The sequence below is a fragment of the Paenibacillus oryzae genome (assembly GCF_001675045.1).
Classification (GTDB): Bacteria; Bacillota; Bacilli; order Paenibacillales; family Paenibacillaceae; genus Pristimantibacillus; species Pristimantibacillus oryzae.
The window spans coordinates 95,994-116,922 of sequence record NZ_LYPA01000046.1 but is presented as its reverse complement, the minus strand read 5'-3'; the positions used below and the strand labels follow the sequence as shown (position 1 = coordinate 116,922).

Below are 20,929 nucleotides of genomic sequence, written 5' to 3'. Positions count from 1 at the left end.
CTCATCTCTATTGGATTGCCCCACAAGCTTGCCCTACAGGAAGCCTAAAACAACAGCCGTCACGCCAAGCAGCAATGGAATAGCCTCTACACCATGGACAATGATGGCCGGCCAGAAGCTGCGGTATTTGGCATTCAAAAATCCGTAAAACAACGAGCCGATCAGAAACAGAGGAATCTCCGATATTTTATGAAGGTGGTATGTTGCAAATAAGACGCCATTCATGGCCCAATCCCACTTGCCGAACGCCCCCCTCATTTTGGGAAGAAATATACCTCGAAAAAACAATTCCTCACCCAACAAGTAATTGAACAGGCAGCTGATCAAAGCAATGACAAGCAAATACCAGGCCCCGACGAATTCGGGCACCGCCAGATTTTCAATCCTAGTATAATCCGGCGGAGCCAGCATTGGAAAGACCTCGTTAATCCCTTCTTCCATAAACGCAAACAACCCTGAGCTTTCGAAGAAAAAGGCGTACAAGATAATCGGAACGGTAAAGGAATAGGCCATTTTATAAACCTTGAAGGTTTTGGGATGGGTGGGGTGTTGAAGCCACAGCCTCTTTTTCAGCCCTGCCCAGGTCAGGCTTCCCAGCTCCTTTTTCAAAATAATAACGGATAATACAAACTGCCATATCATGCCAACAATCATAAGCAGCCAAAAAAGGATGCCCGGATGAATATTAACGATGGGCACCAGCAGCGGCAATAGAACAAACCGAAAAAAAGCCACCGGAAATGTCACTAGCGCCCAGAGCCCCGCTATTTTTCTGATGCTGTATTGATCAGGATCTGCTTCTTTCATTAAACTTCCTAACTCGTTATTCAACTTGCCTGTTCCTCTCCTCAACGTTTACACCCCTTCTGCTCCATGTATTTACGCAAATAAATGTACAAAAAAAAGCCGTCATATGATAAGTGACGGACGTCAGAGGCTGATTGTGGGACATTATTATAGCTGCTGTTGGATGGCATTAGATGACGTTAGGTGACGTCAATCATAGAAAAATCAATACTATACTTATATAATGAAATATGTAATTATTTAGATGTTTAACTTATTTCTTTGTATGGATGGAGAGAAAGAAACTATGAAGCAAACCAGATTAATCAAAAAAATATGGTCCGTAACTATATTGTCCACGCTCATAGCAACCCTATTGGGCCATGCCGCTTATGCCAAAAGCATAACTCCCAATCCCGGGAATACAGTAGAATTTTCTCTCTTTTCCAGTCAAGCCTCCCCCTTTAAAGACATTAAGGGACATTGGGCGGAGAGCGTTATCGTGCAGGGTTATGAGAAGGGTTATATCGACGCTTCCTCCACCAACAGGTTTAAGCCGGATGACGCCGTCACGCGCAAGCAATTTTTTACGATGCTGGTAAAGGCATTAGAGTTGCCGCTAATAGAATCTTTTGAAGAAAACGTTTATGTCCATACGGCAAAAATGGAAGGTTTATTTCAAGAGGAGATGTTTCCTTATTCCAATTGGGAGGAGCCGCTTCGCAAGCATCAGCTCGCGCATATAAGCGTTCGCGCGCTTGTAAGCAGAAAAAATATTCAGGACGATATGTACGATGCCATCTCATTAGGCTTGATTAGCGGTACAAGCAATGGCAAGCTTGAACCCGCAGTGAAGACAACACGCGCTCAAGCCGCAGTTGTAATCGACCGGATTTTGCGTGTGAAGCAAGGGGAAAAGCTGCCCGTAGACCAGAAAGCGCTGAAGGCCGCCGATAAAGTGAAGCTGAACAAAAAAGATCCTTGGGGCAGAGCTATCCGCACAACTAATCTTCCAAAAAAAGCAAAGGATTTCCCTTACATTTTGGAAGAGTGGCCTAATGAAATGTACGAGCTTAACCATAGCTTCAAGTCTTACCATACCAATATCACTCCTGCTGCATTTACGGATCTGCGGTCATATGCCAATCAGGACTATGTCGTTTACAACACCGATCATTTAGTTGAATGGGTAGAGCTTGCTGAAACATACATTTCCCATTTAATAAATGTAGACTACACAAAGCTGGATAAAAACTGGATGAAGCCCATCAAAGAAACGGTTAATCCACGAAATTCCGACCATATGGACCGGCAATTAAATGACACGCTTGGAACCTACATAACAGCTGCGAAAAAAAATAAAACTAAAGTTACGGGAGGGATTGTTAAGGCAGAGCCTTCGATTGTATTTGTAGATGGCCAAAGCTATATGAGGATTTATTTTACATTCAAGGCAACAAGCTTTAGTGATCAAAGCCATCTATTTTACGACCCTTCTCCCAAATTTGGGACGCATCTCGCTTTGTTCAAATCTATAACGATCAAAAAAAATGTAGAATACGAGGTTTTTGCCAATCTCGGATTTGTTAATACAAGCAACAACGGCGGGTTGCTGACAGACAATACTATTTCGTTTTCTGCGTTTTTGTTGAATGATGCAATCATTCGGGAGAAAAAGTAACTGAGATTGCTCACCTCCTTGTACCCGTTCAAAAAACCGTACGCAGCCTTTAGGCTCTGTACGGTTTATTTTGTTGAGGCGGCGTATCAAACCGAAAATAAGAAGTTCTTCATAAATTTGATTATTGGATATTAAGATTTTCCAACTATAATGAGTAAGGAAATAGATGGTTAATAAGGAGGATACAGATGGAGCAGCACGTGGTGCTGGTTGTCGACGACGATACGGAAATTCGCGACGCCATTGACATTTATTTAAAGCTGGAAGGCATTTCTGTTTTAAAGGCCAAGGACGGGCTTGAAGCGCTCCAGCTGCTGGAGGCTGGCCCTGTGCATCTCATCATTCTGGATATTATGATGCCGCGTCTTGACGGAATTGCCGCAACGATCAAAATCCGGGAAAGCCGCAATCTTCCCATTCTCATCTTGAGCGCCAAAAGCGAGGACAGCGACAAAATATTGGGCCTCCACGTAGGGGCGGACGACTATGTATCGAAGCCGTTTAACCCTATGGAGCTTGTTGCCAGAGTGAAATCGCTGCTGAGGCGATATGTAAACCTGGGCTCCTACGAAGGCGTCAAAAAAAGAATTGATCTTCACGGCCTCGTCTTGAATCAGGAGGGCAAGGAGGTAAGCGTAAACGGAGAATCGGTGAAGCTGACGCCAATTGAATACAAAATAGTAGAGCTGCTGATGACAAATGCGGGGCGCGTCTTTTCGATTCAGGAAATTTACGAACGCGTCTGGAGGGAGCCGGGACTTAATGCCGAAAATACGGTTGCCGTACATATACGCAAAATCCGCGAAAAAATCGAGATTGATCCTAAATATCCAAGATATTTGAAGGTGGTGTGGGGCATTGGGTACAAAATGGAAAAATAGCACTCTTTTTATCATCTACATCTTAGTAGTCACCTTTGCTTTGAACGGACTGGTGCTGTCGCTAAACCAGGGAAGCCGTTACCTGTATCCCGATTATTTCAAATCGTCAAAATTCCAGGTGCAGCTTGAGCAATTTGCTTCTTATTTGAACCTGTTCGAGCTTAATTCGATTTCCGAGGAGAAGGCCAAATCCCTCATAACCGTGGATGAGCAGGATATTGTTAACTACCGGAATCAGTTATCCCCGCTATCGGAGCAGATGAGCTTGATTTCGGAGGAATATGAATTTCTCATTCAGCAAGCGGCTGGCGCTAGCGATGATAAGCTGAAGAAATATTACGAAGCGCAGAAGGAGGACAAGCTTGAAGCGTTGATGGCCTTATTTCAGGATAACGAAGTTGTTATTCCTCTGATCCGCAAAGTAAAGGAGCAACGCATTGACGAGTACTACAGACAGCGTGAGATGTACCGGACACTTTTTAATGATTTGAAAAGCCAGTTCCGTTATTACCTGCAAAACCCTTCCATGGGCATGGTCCATACAAACTTGAATGTTGCAAATGAAATAGACGCACAAAAAACGATGTACGGCGGCAGTCAACTCTATACGACAGACTATACAATAGACATTTTTAATTCCCCTCACTACTCGTTGGAGGGCAGCTACTTAATTGAAAGCTCTCCTCTCCCTTATCAAGGCTGGATTTCAGTGCCAAAGGGAAGCACCATGCAGAAGGAAGCTATAAAATACAAGTGGGAGCAGTGGATTTTGCTCGCTTATGGACTTGCAAGCATCATTCTGATGGCCGGCTGCTTCACCCGCTACAAAGGCATTTTATCCGTGCGGGCTGAATCCAGCCGATGGAAGGATTTTCACCACAAGCTTCCATTGGATTTAAAAATAGTGCTGTTAGCTGGAGCGACGGCGATTGCTATTGGTTTGCTGAGCGATTTAGCCAGCTACTACTCTGAGCTAGCTGAGTTCTCCTTGCTTTATAACGCGACGCTGCTTATTTCGTTTGCATTCGCGATGCTTGCCGTAGCAGCGGCTCTTCTTCAAGGGCAATTCCTTATTAACGAATTAAGAAGCTGGAGCAGCCTCAGAAGTCAATGGAGACAATCATTATTGGTTCGCGGCTTCCTCCGTATAAAAACGGCTTTGGCTAAAGCCATAAAGTCGGTACAGGATTCCTTTATTTACAAAAGCGCCGGAGCTCAGCTTGTTATTCTGTTTTTCCTTTTAATTGGACTTGGCTTTTTCGCAGCATGGGCTTTTTTCCCATACTATCAATTTAACGATGATGCATTCCTGGTTTGCGTGCCTATTATAGCCGTTATCGGCGGCTCCTTATTTTTCCTGTTAACTCGCCAATTAAGCCGTCTCAACATAATTGCCAGTGCCTCAAGCGAGCTGGCCGCCGGCCAAACGCCAAATGAGCTTCTTCAATCGGGAACCGGGGTATTATCATCTCTGGCTGCCAATATGAATGCCTTAAGATCAGGCTTCAACATGCTGCAAAACGAACAGGCCAAAAGCGAAAGACTAAAGACAGAGCTGATTACAAACGTCAGCCATGACTTGCGGACTCCGTTAACCTCCATTATCACTTACGCCGGATTACTGAAGGAAACGGAAGCAACGGCCGAGGAGCGCGCCGCCTACATTGAAATTATTAACCAAAAATCAAAGCGATTAAAAACGATGATTGACGATTTATTTGAGGTGTCCAAAATGACTAGCGGCAATGTTAAGCTGCTCCCGGAGAAATCTGATCTCGTCCAGCTTATGCAGCAAGCGATAGCAGAGCATAAGGAAATAATGGATGCCTCCGATATTCAATTTCGCATCAGCTTGCCGGAGGAGCCGTTGATCCTGTACATCGACGGTCAAAAGCTATGGCGCGCCTTCGACAACCTGATCGGCAATATGCTGAAGTATTCGCTAGAGGGTACGCGCGCCTATATCTCCATGCAGCTTTTGGAGCATCGCGAAGTCGTCATTTCCTTCAAAAATGTGTCAAAATATGAAATCGGCGAAAATGCCGAGGAATTATTCGAGCGCTTCAAACGCGGCGATACCTCACGCCACACAGAAGGCTCGGGCCTTGGGCTCGCCATTGCAAAATCAATCATCGAGCTGCATGGCGGCCGCCTTGCATTGGAGACAGACGGCGATCTGTTTAAAGCTACCGTCACACTAAAGACAGGATAACTCCTTATTCCCCGCCGGCCATGACGAAATATTAATAAGAATTCCAGCGAAGAGGGCCGCCGTGTGAGAAGTTCTTCCGATCGCAATTGTTCCCAGATTTCCTGATTCTACTTTTCAAATGGTGAAATCCGGGAGCACAAGCGAACGCTTCGCTTCTCCAGAACATCTCACACTCTGGCCTACCGCCTGTTTTTATTATTAAACTCTCATAGTCATGCTCCGAGAAGTAGACTTTTTGAACCCCCTTTAAATGAAAGTTCAAAAAGTTCGCTTTCCAGTACCAAGAAGATGGGATGAAACTAGAAACTGAGTAGCGGAGCTTAGTGGGAGCTAAGTGAGCAACGGAAGTTTCGGTTGAATCCCATATTCGCCGCCGGCCATGACGCCAGTCATGACCCGTAATGGGAAGCGGACTTTTTGAACAACCTCTCTAAAATGAAAGTTCAAAAAGTTCGCTTTCCAGTACCAAGAAGATGGGATGAAGCTAGAAATCGAGGACCGGAGCGTAGTCTAAGCTACGTGAGGACCGGAGATTTCGGCTGAATGCCATATTCGCCGCCGGCGATGACGCCAGTCATGACCCGTAATGGGAAGCGGACTTTTTGAACAACCTCTCTAAAATGAAAGTTCAAAAAGTTCGCTTTTCAGTACCAAGAAGATGGCATGAAGCTAGAAATCGAGGACCGGAGCGTAGTCTAAGCTACGTGAGGACCGGAGATTTCGGCTGAATGCCATATTCGCCGCCGGCCATGACGCCAGTCATGACCCGTAATGGGAAGCGGACTTTTTGAACAACCTCTCTAAAATGAAAGTTCAAAAAGTTCGCTTTTCAGTACCAAGAAGATGGCATGAAGCTAGAAATCGAGGACCGGAGCGTAGTCTAAGCTACGTGAGGACCGGAGATTTCGGCTGAATGCCATATTCGCCGCCGGCCATGACGCCAGTCATGCTTCTGTAATGGGAAGCGGACTTTTTGAACCTCACCAAAATGAAAGTTCAAAAAGTTCGCTTTTCAGTACCAAGAAGATGGCATGAAGCTAGAAATCGAGGACCGGAGCGTAGTCTAAGCTACGTGAGGACCGGAGATTTCGGCTGAATGCCATATTCGCCGCCGGCCATGACGCCAGTCATGACCCGTAATGGGAAGCGGACTTTTTGAACCTCCTCTAATAGATGCGGTTGTTAAGTTCTCTTTCGGCGGTCACCTCTGTATATATTCTCTCCGGCGTAATGATGCGCTTCGGCAGCGTCCGTCCTTCCATCAGCTCCAAGACCGCCTGCATCACATTAGGCCCCAGCATAGGATTGCATTCCACAACCGCATTGATTTTGCCCTGCACCATCATTTCAAAGGCCTGCCGCGTGCCGTCTACGGAAATAATGATGATGTCCTTGCCCGGCTTCAGCCCTACCTCCTCCACCGCTTCGATTGCGCCAAGCGCCATATCGTCATTATGCGCATACAACACATCAATACGGCTTCCATGAGCCTCCAGAAAGGATTTCATCACCTCTTTGCCGCGAGCCTGAGTAAAATCCGCCGGTTCGCTGGCGAGAATGGTCATTTCGGCACGCTCGCGGATCGCCTCCCGAAAGCCTGCGCCACGGTCAATGGAGGGAGAAGCCCCCTCCGTTCCACGCAGCTCGGCAATCGTAATTTCTCCCGGCCGATCCCGCATCTTGTCCAGCAAATACCGGCCTGCCATAACGCCTTCCTCGTAAAAATCAGAGCCGATAAAGGTGACATACAACGACGGGTCCGACAGCTCCATTTTCCGGTCAATAATAAGTACGGGAATACCAGCCTCTTGCACCTCCTGCAGGATGGCCTCCCAGCCTGTTTCCACCACCGGCGCAATCGCAATGACATCAACGCCTTGCTCTATAAAATAACGCACGGCTTCAAATTGCTTTTCCTGAGATTGCTCGGCGTTTTCAAATAAAAGCTGGATGCCCGCTTCCCTGGCTGCCTCACGTATTGAATTTGTATTGGCGAGCCGCCAATCGCTCTCCGAGCCCAGCTGGGAAAAACCCAGCCTGATATGATGCTTAATAGGCTGCGTATCCTCCACTTCCGCCTGCTCCTTCACCGAAATAAGCGTTTGCTCCTTCTCGAAGGCAGGCTGCGAGCCCGTTGGTTCAGCCGATTCGCAACCGATGATACCCGATATGGTAAGCACTATCAGAATCGCAAAAAAAACGCTCCTGCTTACTATTACCTTTATGCCTTCATATTTCTTTTTGCGTTGCTTTTTGCTTTCATTATTTTTGCTTTCATTTTTGAATTTCTTTTGGCATTCCTTTATGCTCCTCATAGCGCCTCCCCCCAATAAACAGCAGATGGATAAAAGAGGGAATTCGACGCGTGCCTGATTAATCCTTCTTCCCATCAAGCGCAATATTTCTTTGAAGCGGCCCTCTGCTGCTGAACAGCTTCTGCAATAAAATAAAGAAAAACAGGAGCAAACCGATGACAATGCGCGTCCACCACGAGCTTAGCGTTCCTTCAAAGCTGATAATTGTCTGAATAACGCCTTGAATCAGCACCCCAAACAGCGTTCCGGCCAAATAACCAAAACCTCCGGTCAACAGAGTGCCTCCGATGACAACCGCGGCTATTGCGTCAAGCTCCATCCCGATGGCATGCAGGCCGTAGCCGGACAGCATGTAGAAGGTAAACACAACGCCCGCCAGCGCGGAGCAAAATCCGCTAAACATATAAACTCCGATTTTTGTCCGAGCAACAGGCAGACCCATCAGCACCGAGGATTGTTCGTTCCCGCCCAACGCATACGTATTGCGGCCAAAACGGGTATAATGCGCCATATAAAAGGCTGCGGCAAACACAAGCAGCGCGATTAGCACGCTTATGGAAACGAAATTGCCGCCCGGCAAGGTTACCTTTGTTTGGGCAACAGCCGTATAAAAGGCGTGATTGATCGTAATCGTATTTGTACTGATGACATAGCAGAGTCCTCTTGCAAGGAACATCCCCGCCAGCGTAACGATAAACGGCTGTATTTTGAAATAATGAATAATGGCCCCCATTGCCCCGCCGAACAGCAGTCCCAGCAGCAGAACCAGCGGAATGACAAACACCGGAGACCAGCCGTCCTGCAGCAGCGTGGATGAAATCATGGTTGTTAACGCAATTACCGAGCCAACCGAAAGATCAATGCCTCCTGAAATAATAACAAACGTCATTCCTATTGCAACGATTAAAAGAAACGCATTGTCGATGAACAAATTGAGCAGCACCTGGGCAGAGAAAAAACCTGTATACCGGAAGGACCCGGCAATAAACATAAAAGCAAACAAAGCGATAGTTACAAAAATAGGCATATGCTGGCGTTTAAGCATGGCGGGTCGTCTCCTTTTCGGCAGGGTACCGGCGCGTTTTCCATCGGCTCACAATCGCCTGCCGGAACGATTCGGATTGGATCAGGCAGACGACCAGCACAACAAACGCCTTGACAACAAGCGTAATTTCCGGCGAAACATTAATAACATAAATTGTGGTCGTTAACGTTTGGATAATAAGCGCCCCGATAACGGTGCCTGCCAGATAAAAGCGTCCGCCGTTCAAGGAGGTTCCTCCTATAACAACGGCAAGAATAGCGTCAAGCTCGTACCAAAGGCCCGCATTGTTGCCGTCGGCGCTGGAAACGTTGGAGCTGAGAATGAGACCGGCAATGCCGGCGCAGAGACCGCAGAAAAGATACGCCGCAATCATGACCGATTTCGCGCGTATGCCCGCAAGACGGCTTGCCACCGGCTTGTTCCCGACCGATTCAATAAACATGCCGATCGCTGTCCGACGGGTCAAGAGAACCGCAGCCCCAAACACAACGGCAACGATAAAAATGGAAAACGGCAGCCGGAACAGGTCGCCAGCCCCGATGTATTTGTAGTTTCCGCTGTTTAAGGTAATGATCTGGCCGTTTGTTATAAGCTGGGCAATGCCCCGGCCGGCAACCATCAGAATCAGCGTGGCGATAATGGGCTGAATGCCAATGCCGGCAACAAGAAAGCCGTTCCATAGCCCCAGCAGCAGCGACAGGCCAAGCGCCATAATTACAGCCATGGCCACCAGTCCCAAGCTATTCTGGTCCGTGCCTTTGCTGATGGTCATGCAGGCCATCGCCCCTGTAATAGCGACAATGGAGCCAACTGACAGGTCAATGCCTTTTGTTGCAATAACAAGCGTCATGCCAATCGCAACCAGCATAAGCGGCGCTCCAAAGTTTAAAATGTCGATCAAGCTGCCGTACAAACGGCCATCCCTGATTTTGATTGAAAAAAACGACGGATCGTACAGCAAATTAAACAGCAGCAGCAAAGCCAGCAGAGTGACCGGCCAAAACAGATGATGCTTCATCCTTCTCCCCCTCCGGCAATCGCCTTCATAACGGATTGCTCGCTCATCTCATCGCCCTGCAGCTCCTTAACCTTCCTCCGGTCGCGCAGCACAACAATACGGTCGCTAACCCGCAGTACTTCCTCAAGCTCCGATGAAATAAATAATACGGACACGCCCTTTTGCGACAACGACATGACCAGCTTCTGAATTTCCGCCTTCGCCCCGATATCAATGCCGCGGGTTGGTTCATCCAGAATAAGCAGCTTGGGGTCTGTCAGCAGCCATCTGGCAAGCAGCACCTTCTGCTGGTTGCCGCCGCTCAAATTTTTGATCAGCTGGTCCGGATTAGGCGGATTGATGTTTAACGCCTCAATAAATTGCCCGGCTATTTCGGTCTGCCGCTTCCTTGATATGCTGCGGAACCAGCCTTGTGAGGCTTGCAGCGCAAGCACGATATTTTCGCGAATGGTCAGGTCATCAATAATGCCTTCTCCCTTACGGTCCTCGGAGCAAAAGGCGATGCCGTTGTCGATCGCTCGTCTTGGCGTCTGCGCGCTGCCTCCCCTTCCAATGACCAGAGAGCCTTGATCGGGAGCGTCGGCCCCGAACAGCAGCCTCGCCGCTTCCGTTCTGCCTGATCCCAGCAAGCCGGCAAGCCCCACGATTTCCCCCTGCCGAATGGAGAGGTCAAACGGTTCGATCGCCCCTCTTTTGCCAAGCGATTTGGCTTCCATCAAAATACCGCTTTCCTTCTTCTCAGCAGCAGCCGGCTGCTTGGGCAGCTCCTCCAGCAGCTTCAGCTCCTTTCCGATCATTTTGGAGACCAGCTCTATACGGGGCAATGCGGAAGCCGCATATTCCCCTACAAATTCTCCACCCCGGAGAATGGTTATTCGATCGGATATTTCATAGACCTGGTTAAGGAAATGCGTGACAAACAGGATAGCAAGCCCTTCGCTCTTGAGCTTGTTCATGACGTCAAACAGCTGGCGCACCTCGCCTCGGTCGAGGCTTGACGTTGGCTCGTCAAGAATAAGCACCTTAGCCGAAATGTTGAGCGCTCTCGCAATAGCAACCAATTGCTGGATGGCAATGGGATACACATGAAGCGGCTGCGTCACGTCAATTTTTAAATGCATACGTTCCTCCAGCAGCTTTGCGGCTGCGGCGTTCAGCTTCTTCCACTGAATGCGGCCAAAGCGCATTGGCTCTCTGCCGATGAATATATTTTCCGCTACGGATAAATTCGGACATAAATTCACTTCCTGATAAACCGTACTGATTCCCGCAGCTTGGGCATCCTGCGGTCCTTGAATGACGATGCGCTTCTGCTCCAGCTCCACCTCGCCGCGGTCAATGCTGTATACGCCCGTCAGCACCTTGATCAGCGTTGATTTGCCCGCTCCATTTTCCCCCATTAATGCATGGACCTCGCCGGGAAATAAACGGAATTGTACGTCCGACAACGCTTTAACGCCCGGAAATTGCTTGTGAATATGCCTCATCTGCAGAATCGGCCGGCGTTCTTCCATCGGAATGCTCCTCTCTATTTGCAACAAAGCCGTCCCGGCATAACGCCGGGATACGGCTTCCTTTCCCTTCCGGCAAGCCGGCTGTTCAGGGTTAATATTTGCGGTTCGGCAGCTCGCGCTTCGCGTCCTCCGATGTAAATACGCCTTCCTCAGTCACAATCCGCTTTTCAATCTCTTTTCCATCGACCACGGCTTGAACAGCCTCCATCAGCTGAGGACCAAGAAGCGGATTACATTCCACGATAAAGTTGATTTTCCCTTCGCTTGCGGCAATAAAGCCGTCTTTGACGCCGTCAACCGAAATGATGATAATGTCCTCTCCAGGCTTGAGGCCAGCTGCCTCGATTGCCTGGATTGCGCCAAGCGCCATATCGTCATTATGGGCATACAACACATCGATGTCCGGATTTGCCTTCAGAAACGCCTGCATAACCTCTTTGCCCTTGGCGCGCGTAAAATCTCCCGTTTGCGATGCAATAACCTTCAATTTGGGGTTGGAGGAAATAATTTCGTCAAAGCCCGATTTGCGATCGTTCGCCGGAGCGGAGCCTGTTGTGCCCTGCAGCTCCACAATGTTGACATCCTCTGTTGCGTCCTTGAACTGCTCGACGAGCCAGGTTCCGGCGCGGCGGCCCTCCTCAACAAAGTCGGAGCCGATAAACGTTTCATACAGCGACGTATCCGTGGAATCAACGGCGCGGTCCGTCAGAATGACCGGAATGCCGGCATCCTTTGCTTCCTTGAGCACCGTGTCCCAGCCCGATTCAACTACCGGGGAAAAGGCGATAACATCTACCTTTTGCTGAATAAAGGTACGAATGGCTTTAATCTGGTTTTCCTGCTTTTGCTGCGCGTCGGAAAACTTCAGGTCGTAGCCGGCTTCCTTCGCCGAATCCTGAATCGACTGCGTATTGGCTGTGCGCCAGCCGCTTTCCGCGCCGACCTGAGAAAAACCAAGCGTTATTTTTTTGCCCTCCGGCGCTTTTGTCGTTTCTGTCGTTGACGAGCTGGAGGCTCCGCCCCCATTGCTGGCTGGAGGATTTGCCCCGCTGTTCCCCGAGCAAGCGGCGGAAAACAGCATAACCGCCAATGCCACAAGGGCAAGCCCTTTCCTTTTTACAGCCTTCATATCCTTCATACCTCCCCTGTAATAACCAACTCCATTGGTTTGAACCCATTATAAAACGCTTACATTGGAGTCTTATACGGAGTTTGATGCGTAATCCTTGTAAATTTTTATGCATTTTTGGGCATCCAGACGTTGTTTGTTTTCTTTTTTGTTCGTTTCGTGTATTTTCTTGCGATTGTTTACGCTTCCATATCCTTAAATCCTGGATTTTGGTATAGTAAACCTATGAAGCTCATACATTGGATTGCCTCCAGCCTTCGGGCAAAGCTGCTTACGATGTTTATCATGCTCACCTGCGTGCCGCTGATTATCGTAGGCCTGGTTTCCTATCAGAAATCCTTTAATACGGTGTTTGGCAATAGCAAGGCGTCCTCCATGCTTGTAGGCGAGCAGCTTGCGCGCGATATCGACCTGCTCTTCGAGGATACCGGCAAGCTGCTGGAGCTTGGCAATGATCCCCGCGTCCTTCACTTCCTGCTCTCGCAAAGCGATACCTATTCCGATGCAAAAGACATTCTGAAAACAATGGACTCCTATCTGGATACCTACAGCGACGAAAGCGTCCTCAACATCTCCATTATCAATTTGTACGGAAGAGGAATCAGTGATCGGCGCGGTGTTTTTCAGCTGGACAAAAATCCGCTGCGGAACCACCATTTTGCCTACTTGACCAGCCATCCCGACGACATACTGAACATTCCGCCGTCCCAATCGTCGCCGCTTGACCGGATCGACGGCTTTCAATACGAAACCTCCAACGTCATTTCCATTATGGCGACCGTCAAGCAGCGAATTACACATGAGGTTATCGGCTTTATCGTGATCGACATCGACGATTCCATCGTGGTCCGTTCCATAGACGGGACAACGCTTGGCAAAAGCGGTTTTTTCTATGTTGCGGATACCGAAGGCACGCCCATATTCACCCCGTCGGGACGTCAAGCGGATAAGCTGCCAAACGGACGGGATGTCATTTCCTTGCCGGAGCGCCATTATATTGATTCTTCGTATGGAAAACCGAAATTTATTTTTGCATCCAATTCTCCGAGGACGGGGTGGAACATTATCGGCTATGTTCCGCTGCAGGAAATCGTGCAGGAAGCCAATTCCATCCGGCAAATGATTATTGTCAGTGTCATTCTGAGCATTCTTTTCGCCATTACGCTGCATTTCTTTATTTCCGCCAGATTAACCAGACCTGTTCAATTGCTCAAAAACAAAATGCAGCTGGCCGCCTCCGGCTATCTGGAAGCCAAAGTCTCCACAACCGGCAGGGACGAAATCGCCAACTTAAGCGCCAATTTCAACATTATGCTGGGCAAAATCAAAGGGCTTCTGGACACCAGCATCAAGGAGCATGAAGCGATGAAAAAGGCGGAGCTGAGAGCGCTCCAGGCACAAATCAACCCTCATTTCCTGTACAATACGCTGGACTCCATTGTCTGGATGGCGGAGGCCGGCCGCAACAAGCAGGTCATTTTGCTTGTCGAGGCGCTCTCCAAGCTGTTTCGGATATCGCTCAGCAGAGGCCGCGACTGGATCAGCGTCGAGAAGGAGCTGGAGCATGTGCATAGCTACCTGGTCATTCAGCAAATGCGCTACCGGGATATTTTGGACTACGAAATTGATGTTGACCCTCGACTTATGCCTTTTTCCATTTTGAAAATGACGCTCCAGCCCATCGTTGAAAACGCAATCTATCACGGTATCAAAAATAAAAGGGGCAAAGGGCTTGTCCGTATCGTCGGCTATGAAACAGCGGAGAAGGAAATGCTCCTAATGGTTGAGGACAACGGCGCCGGTATGACGCCGGCTAAGCTGGAAAATCTTCGGCGCAGCCTGCTGGCGCAGCAGCTGCCGGAGGAAACCGGCAAGGAGGTTTCAGGCGGATTCGGCCTTTATAATGTGGAGCAAAGACTGCGGCTGTATTACGGCGAATCCTATGGCGTAAGGCTCGAAAGCGCTGAAGGCGCCGGAACAAAGGTTATCATCAGATTGCCAATGAGAGAGGAGCAAAACCCGTGAAAAAGGTCATGCTGGTGGATGATGAAATTCTCGTTCGAGAAACGATTCAGGAATGCATCCAGTGGGAGAAGGAAGGCTTTTTGTTCGTGGGTGATGCGCCTGACGGAGAAATTGCGCTTCAGCTGATCGAGCAGCTTCAGCCCGACATTCTTATTACGGACATTATGATGCCGTTTATGGACGGCCTTGAGCTAAGCGGCATTGTCCGCAAGCGCATGCCCCATGTCAAAATTGTTATCCTTAGCGGTCATGGCGAATTTGAATATGCCCGTACGGCGCTGCAGCTTGGCGTTGAGGAATATTGCCTGAAGCCGGTCAGCGCGGCCAGCATTCTTCAGCTGCTGCACCGCGTTGGCTCAAAAATCGACGCGGAGCGGCTCCAGCAGGAGCAAGCCCGAAAGCTGCTGCAAAGCGAAACGGAGAAAAAAACGATGACGAAGGAGAAGCTGCTTGGCGAGCTATGCTGCGGCTTTTTGACCGCCTCGGAGGCGATTCGCTGGAGCTCTTCGCTTTCTCTCGACTTGATTGCGCCTTATTACGCCGTCGTCATTTCCGATGACCGCGATTTGATGCAGAATGAAACTGCCAGGACGCTCGAACGCGATACGTCACAGCATTCGGCCAGCATGACGCTTGAACGCGATACGTCACAGCATTCGGCCAGCATGACGCTTGAACGCGATGTGTCACTGCATTCAGACAGCATGACACTTGAACGCGATGCGTCTCGATCATTGCAGGAAATGCGGCCTGCACTATCAACATTTCGCTCTACCGTTGAAGGGCTTTCCTACAAGCGCAGCCGCTCCGAGACAGTATGGATTGTTACGGGTGAATCGCGCGCGCAGCTGGACGAAACGCTTGAGCATTTCCACAAGCAGCGCAAACAGGCCAATAACACCGGGAATAAGGCGGCTGCGATCGGAATCGGAAGCATATATGACCGTCTGCAAAGCATTCATCTCTCCTATCTGGAGGCTGAGGAGGATATGCATGGACAACGTCTTTCCAGACAAAACCGCCTGGATATGAACACATCGGCTCAAGCTCTGCTTGATCCCGCCTTGTTTCTGGAACGCTCCAGGTTCATGGACTTCCTGAGGCTGGGCCAGCCGGCAGAGGTGGAAGCCTTTATTACAACCTACATGGCGGAAATAAACCGTCAAAACTGGGACAGCTCGCCGCTCGGTTATTATCTTCTTAACGATTTGACCGTTGAAGTGCTGCACGTCTCCCAGCAATCCTTCCGCATCTCGTACAAGGAGGCGCTGATAAGCCTTCAGTCCGAAATCAGCACCATCCGAACCTCGGATGAAGCTTCCGCCTACCTCGTGCGGCTTGCCAAAAAATATTGGAGCTGGCGGACCGAAGGAGCCGACAGATATAGCGAGCTGATTGACAAGGTAAAAGCCTACATCGAGGAGCATTATGACAAAGACTATATTTCGCTGCAAAGCGCCTCCGACTATGTTCAGCTCAGTCCAAGCCATCTAAGCAAGGTGTTTAGCCAGGGCACCGGACAGACGTTTATCGAGCATTTGACCCAGACCCGGATGAAAAGAGCAATGGAGCTGCTGCTGACGACCCCGGCCAAATCCTATGAGGTTGCTTTTTTGGTGGGCTATAACGATGCACATTATTTTTCCAACCTGTTCAAAAGGGTGACGGGCATGACAACCAAGCAATTCCGGAAAAATGGCGGGCTGACGCTTGAGACGAAGGGAGACGGCTATGCTCCTGCCTTCAAGCATGGGTAAGCGGCTTTTTGCACTTGTCTCTTTAATCGTGTTGTTCACAACCGCGGGCTGCATCAGCGGCTCCTCCGAGGAACATAGGCCTTCCCTTTATCCTACCGGGCCGCAGCCCCGCAGCGAGGCGCCGCTTACGTTTGGCATCCTGTATCCGATAGCGCATCCCTTCTATGAAATGATTACTCAAATGACAGAGGAAGCAGCTGCCCCTCTGGAAATCGAGCTGATCGTCAAGGCGCCGGATGAATTCAATATAGAGCAGCAAATCCGAATGATGGAGCAAATGATCAAGCAAGAAGTCGACGGCATTGCCGTCAGTCCGGTGGACGGAGATGCGCTTGCTCCCGTCATTGATCGGGCCGTGCTTGCAGGAATCCCTGTCATCTGCTTTGAGACGGATTCGCCGGACAGCAGCCGGTCGACGTATATCGGGAGCAATCATGATGAGGCCGGAATATTGGTTGGAGAGGTGTTGGATGGATTGCTCAAAGGTCGCGGGATGGTGCTGGTGGAAAGCGGTTTTCCCAAATTGCCGGCGCAGCAGCAGCGGCTTGACGGCATGCTTCAATACATCAATACCAAAACGGACATTCAGGTGCTGGATGTCCGTTTCAACAACGGAAGCGAGGATCAGGCATTAGCCGACATGGAAATCATGATTGACGGCCATCCGCATTTTGATGCGTTTGTTTCGCTCGACCTGTGGTCGCCCGCCTCCTCCATCCTTGTCTGGAAAGCCAAGGGGTTAAACAGAGATGTAATTGCCTTCGGCATGCAAAGCGACATAAAGGAGGCTATCCATAACGGACAAATTACGTCGGTTATTTCGCAAAATGAACAACGCTGGGCAACAGAAATCATATCCAGCCTTGTAAGCGCCGCACACAAAAAGCCGTTGCCGGATCACATTGATACCGGAACGGCGGTGCTGACGCGGGACACTGTGGACGCTTTCCCCGACGTAACGAGGCTCCAGAAACGGCAGAGGCGTTAACATGAAGATTTGTGTTGTGCGTGCCGCTTTGCATGAGTGGCATTTGCAATTTGTACGATTATTCGTACAAATTGCAGGCCTCGGGGCTTCGTACTGGGTGATTTGTACGATTATTCGTACAAAATGCAGGATTCGGGGCTTCACACTGGGGGCTTTGTACGATTATTCGTACAAAATGCAGGCCGCGGGGCTTCACACTGGGTGATTTGTACGATTATTCGTACAAAATGCAGGCCGCGGGGCTTCACACTGGGGGATTTGTACGATTATTCGTACAAAATGCAGGCCGCGGGGCTTCACACTGGGGGATTTGTACGATTATTCGTACAAATTGCAGACCTCGGGGCTTCACACTGGGTGCTTTGTACGATTATACGTACAAAATGCAGGCCTCGGGGCTTCGCACTGGGGGATTTGTACGATTATACGTACAAAATGCAGGCCTCGGGGCTTCGCACTGGAGGATTTGTACGATTATTCGTACAACGTTTTTTTGCCGTGAACGGCATCTTAATCGGGGTACCGTACAACTACCCTTCAAGCATTAAAAATTGAAGAGGAAATGAGACAAACGTCAGGACTCTTTCTCCCTCTTTCTCCCTCTTTATCCCTCTTTATCCCTTTTTCTCCCTCGCCTTTCCTTTCCACCGAATCGATGGCCATAACCAAGCACATGGAGCAGACAAACGTTACCCTACATGTGCGAGGGGCGCGGGACATTCCCGTTACCCCTCCACAATGTCTGCCAGAAAAAAGGTTGCAACTTCAATCATAACAGGCACTATATCTTCATGCGCGATAGCAACGTACACATCTCCCATATAATGCCGGAACGGAAATTGCGTTTCCCCGTGCCTCCACATAAAAAAGTCGCCTTCTATGCTCATCGTGCTCTCCGGACCTTTTACGGTCAGCACTTTTTCATAAGTAAAATCCGCTCTTGCTTCAAAATAAGCCTTACACTCCTCAAGCGAAATTTCCCCTCCACCCCCATTTGGTTGCATGGATCTTGTAATAACAAAACGTTGCTTCTGACTCATAAGCAGCCTCCAAAGTAAAAATTCATGATTAAGCGTTCATTATTAAGTATGGAAAGCGGATTTTTTGATCTGCCGCTACATGACGTTTTATTCTTCCATTACCTTAATGGTTTCCAGCAGCACTGTCAATAAAGGCTGCCCCGTTCCCAAGCTCCGCCATAAACCCTCTAAAGCTTTCAGCGATTTCTTTTGAATGGGTGCGATACAGGTAGTGATCCCCTTCCACTAGCACCAGCTCCGCATTTGCAGAGTCCTTTATTTGCTTCTCATGCTCGGGCACCCACTGATCTGTTGCCGGATGATTAGCCTGGACAAAAAGCAGGACGGGCAGATCAGCTGGAAGAGCTTGCGTCTGAGCCGTCAGGAAATTATCAAACATGCTTTCGGCTTCATTTAATTGAGTATTGTTGAACCTGTTTTTACGTATCAAAATGCTCAATTGCTCCTTCGTTTTTTCATCATAGGCCAGTCCGTCATAAGGATCAGCCTCCAGCTTGATCTGTAAACGCGCAAAGCCCAAATTACGGAACCATTTAACCGGCGCGGTCATTGACGAATCAATCTTCTGCTCGCTTAACGCCGGGACGCTGCTATCCAGCCCAACAAACGCACTCACTTCATCTGGATATTGATTCACGTAATCCAGACTATAGATTCCTGAAATGGAGTGACCCATCAGAATATAACGGTCAATTTGAAGACTCTGCAGCGCTTCATGAATCTCGCTTACGATATTCGCCGTGCTGCGCTCCTTATCAGTCTGATCGCTCAAACCGTAACCAAAAGGTTCTACTACCACAACCCGGTAATAAGGAGTTAATTCTCTTACGAGCGGTTTAAAATCATGATACGGCGACGGATTGCCAAAGCCGGGCAGCAGCACAATCGTTTCTTCGCCTTCACCTTGAACCGAAATATTCATCAGCTTTCCGTCTACAGATACATGCTGGCCGTAAGGCTCCATTCTTTTTTGCTCGGCATTGCTGCTAATCTTGTTTACGGTATACACAATCACAACAAATAACACAAGCAACATGACTAGCACCGTGATTATTTTAAGCAAAATGAACAATGCTTTTTTTATTTTCGAACGGCTCCGTTTTTCCTTTATTTCTAGCTGCGTCAATTTCATCTGCTCCTATCCTTATCTTTCTAATGGCTCAACAATCCATTCATTTAAGTCTAATCAGCCAAGATGTACTCTCCATGACGACAACATGAACGGAGTATGAACAAGGAAACAGGAAATGATGTGTCCAATCTTACGGACAACAATGACCTTTAAAAGGCGTTTTTAACGGATTGTTAGTTTCTTAAGGACATTGGCGTCCGTAAAACCGCATAATCCCGTCCGATTGCTCTCATTTTGATCGCTAAAGGACACGGGTGACCGTTGTTCAAGACGAATCCCCCTTTTTCAGACTCTAACGGTCATCAGTGACCGGAAAATGACAGATCAGGTTATAAAAAAACAAGCTGATTTACACATAAGCCCACGAATGAAAAAATCAAACATACCATAAAGTTTCACCAACCTTTAAACAATTCCTTAGCTGTCGGTGCAATGATATAATAGAGCAAACCTAACATTTACACACAAGGGGGAAGCAAAATGACGGTTGGAGTATTGGCCCATCTGCTCGGAAAGCAGCCTTACGATAAGCTGGCGGACAAGGTCGCGGAGCGTGGATTTAATTACGTTCAGCTTGCGCTGAGCAAAGCGATTGCAAATATTGATTTTTCCTTGGGCAAGCTTAGCCCGGGATTAGCTAATGAAATCGGAGGCGCTTTTGACAAAAAGGGGGTTGGTATTGCCGTTCTCGGCTGTTATGCCAGCTTGATTGAGCTCGACAACGAAAGCTATCGGCATAACGTGGACCGTTTCAAGGAGCATGTGCGGCATGCGCGGCATTTTGGTGCGCCAATTGTGGCGACCGAGGTTGGCGTCCCGTCAGATCCGGCTCAGCATAGGCAGCATTGGGAGCGCTTGCATCGCGCCTTGGAGGAAATTGTGGAAGAAGCCGAGCGTTGGGGCGTCACGATTGGGCTTGAGGCAGCCGATCCTCATTTGATCGGCAGCGTTGATACAATGGCGGAGACGCTGGAGCGTTTTCCTTCCTCCTGTGTTGGCGTCGTCATTGATCCATGCAATCTGCTGAATGCAAAAAACTTTGCAAGGCGCGACGCCATTATTGAGGACGCATTCCGCAAGCTGGGTCCGAGAATTGTCAGCGCACATGCCAAAGACATGAAGCTCGGCGAGGATGGCGGGTTAACAAATACGGCAGCCGGACTGGGGAATCTGAATTATCCACAATTCTGGTCCCTGCTGGAGGCGCATAAGCCGCATGGCTTCGTCACCCTTGAGGATGTGCGCGAGGAGCAGATGGAAGCCGCCTCCCGCTTCGTACGTGAAGGACGGGCCGCTGCACGATAAAAACATCCTTACAGGACTTTAGTTCTGAAATGGTACACTGCACTTCTCTTGGCGAAGAAAGCGAATCGTTGCATCGCTCTCAGCCGAATGAACTGGGTCGT

The 20,929-nt window shown here is 48.9% G+C and carries 15 protein-coding genes; 7 read left to right on the top strand and 8 right to left on the bottom strand.

Annotated features, from left to right (window positions below):
* Positions 1 to 33: 33 nt before the first annotated feature.
* A complete protein-coding gene (locus A7K91_RS08940; RefSeq protein ID WP_156739427.1) occupies positions 34 to 831 on the bottom strand; it encodes a CPBP family intramembrane glutamic endopeptidase in 798 nt (265 codons plus the stop codon).
* 262 nt (positions 832 to 1,093) lie between these two features.
* Between A7K91_RS08940 and A7K91_RS08935 the strand changes: the two genes are divergently transcribed.
* The 3 genes from A7K91_RS08935 (at position 1,094) to A7K91_RS08925 (ending at position 5,560) form a co-directional block, all read left to right on the top strand.
* Positions 1,094 to 2,467 carry an S-layer homology domain-containing protein gene (locus A7K91_RS08935; RefSeq protein WP_068681806.1) on the top strand — a complete coding sequence of 458 codons (1,374 nt, stop codon included), beginning with the start codon at positions 1,094 to 1,096 and terminating at the stop codon, positions 2,465 to 2,467.
* A gap of 188 nt (positions 2,468 to 2,655) precedes the next feature.
* Positions 2,656 to 3,348 (top strand): response regulator transcription factor, encoded by a 693-nt coding sequence (locus A7K91_RS08930; protein WP_068681804.1) that lies wholly within the window; start codon positions 2,656 to 2,658, stop codon positions 3,346 to 3,348.
* Positions 3,326 to 5,560 (top strand): sensor histidine kinase, encoded by a 2,235-nt coding sequence (locus A7K91_RS08925; protein WP_068681802.1) that lies wholly within the window; start codon positions 3,326 to 3,328, stop codon positions 5,558 to 5,560. Before A7K91_RS08930 ends, A7K91_RS08925 begins: the two co-directional genes overlap by 23 nt.
* Before the next feature lie 1,166 nt (positions 5,561 to 6,726).
* Here A7K91_RS08925 and A7K91_RS08920 read toward each other — a convergent pair.
* From A7K91_RS08920 to A7K91_RS08900, 5 genes are all read right to left on the bottom strand, one after another.
* The gene (locus A7K91_RS08920) at positions 6,727 to 7,875 is read right to left on the bottom strand and encodes an ABC transporter substrate-binding protein (RefSeq protein WP_082967320.1); all 1,149 of its coding nucleotides are present in this window, start codon (positions 7,873 to 7,875) and stop codon (positions 6,727 to 6,729) included.
* Positions 7,876 to 7,933: 58 nt separating this feature from the next.
* Positions 7,934 to 8,920 carry a galactofuranose ABC transporter, permease protein YjfF gene (gene yjfF, locus A7K91_RS08915; protein ID WP_068681800.1) on the bottom strand — a complete coding sequence of 329 codons (987 nt, stop codon included), beginning with the start codon at positions 8,918 to 8,920 and terminating at the stop codon, positions 7,934 to 7,936.
* Positions 8,913 to 9,938, bottom strand: coding sequence for an ABC transporter permease (locus A7K91_RS08910; protein WP_068681798.1), 1,026 nt, complete (start codon positions 9,936 to 9,938; stop codon positions 8,913 to 8,915). Before A7K91_RS08910 ends, yjfF begins: the two co-directional genes overlap by 8 nt.
* On the bottom strand, positions 9,935 to 11,452 hold the full coding sequence (locus A7K91_RS08905) for a sugar ABC transporter ATP-binding protein (protein ID WP_068681796.1): 1,518 nt from the start codon (positions 11,450 to 11,452) through the stop codon (positions 9,935 to 9,937). The genes A7K91_RS08910 and A7K91_RS08905 overlap by 4 nt, the downstream gene beginning before the upstream one ends.
* A 91-nt stretch (positions 11,453 to 11,543) precedes the next feature.
* Entirely contained in the window at positions 11,544 to 12,581 is a 1,038-nt protein-coding gene (locus A7K91_RS08900; protein WP_068681794.1) for an ABC transporter substrate-binding protein, read from the bottom strand.
* Between the two features lie 225 nt (positions 12,582 to 12,806).
* Here A7K91_RS08900 and A7K91_RS08895 point away from each other — a divergent pair, with 225 nt between their 5' ends.
* The 3 genes from A7K91_RS08895 to A7K91_RS08885 are packed head-to-tail and all read left to right on the top strand — an operon-like array spanning position 12,807 to position 17,351.
* A complete protein-coding gene (locus A7K91_RS08895; protein ID WP_068681877.1) occupies positions 12,807 to 14,606 on the top strand; it encodes a sensor histidine kinase in 1,800 nt (599 codons plus the stop codon).
* Positions 14,603 to 16,363: a response regulator gene (locus A7K91_RS08890; RefSeq protein WP_068681792.1), complete on the top strand. Its 1,761-nt coding sequence runs from the start codon at positions 14,603 to 14,605 to the stop codon at positions 16,361 to 16,363. The genes A7K91_RS08895 and A7K91_RS08890 overlap by 4 nt, the downstream gene beginning before the upstream one ends.
* On the top strand, positions 16,317 to 17,351 hold the full coding sequence (locus A7K91_RS08885) for a sugar ABC transporter substrate-binding protein (protein ID WP_156739425.1): 1,035 nt from the start codon (positions 16,317 to 16,319) through the stop codon (positions 17,349 to 17,351). Before A7K91_RS08890 ends, A7K91_RS08885 begins: the two co-directional genes overlap by 47 nt.
* A 725-nt stretch (positions 17,352 to 18,076) precedes the next feature.
* Here the strand turns inward: A7K91_RS08885 and A7K91_RS08870 are convergent.
* Together A7K91_RS08870 and A7K91_RS08865 are read right to left on the bottom strand one after the other, a co-directional pair.
* On the bottom strand, positions 18,077 to 18,391 hold the full coding sequence (locus tag A7K91_RS08870) for a hypothetical protein (protein WP_068681784.1): 315 nt from the start codon (positions 18,389 to 18,391) through the stop codon (positions 18,077 to 18,079).
* A gap of 103 nt (positions 18,392 to 18,494) precedes the next feature.
* Positions 18,495 to 19,523 (bottom strand): alpha/beta fold hydrolase, encoded by a 1,029-nt coding sequence (locus tag A7K91_RS08865; RefSeq protein ID WP_068681782.1) that lies wholly within the window; start codon positions 19,521 to 19,523, stop codon positions 18,495 to 18,497.
* A gap of 480 nt (positions 19,524 to 20,003) precedes the next feature.
* On the opposite strand from A7K91_RS08865, the gene A7K91_RS08860 reads away from it, so the two are divergent.
* Positions 20,004 to 20,828 carry a sugar phosphate isomerase/epimerase family protein gene (locus A7K91_RS08860; protein WP_068681780.1) on the top strand — a complete coding sequence of 275 codons (825 nt, stop codon included), beginning with the start codon at positions 20,004 to 20,006 and terminating at the stop codon, positions 20,826 to 20,828.
* Positions 20,829 to 20,929: the final 101 nt, after the last annotated feature.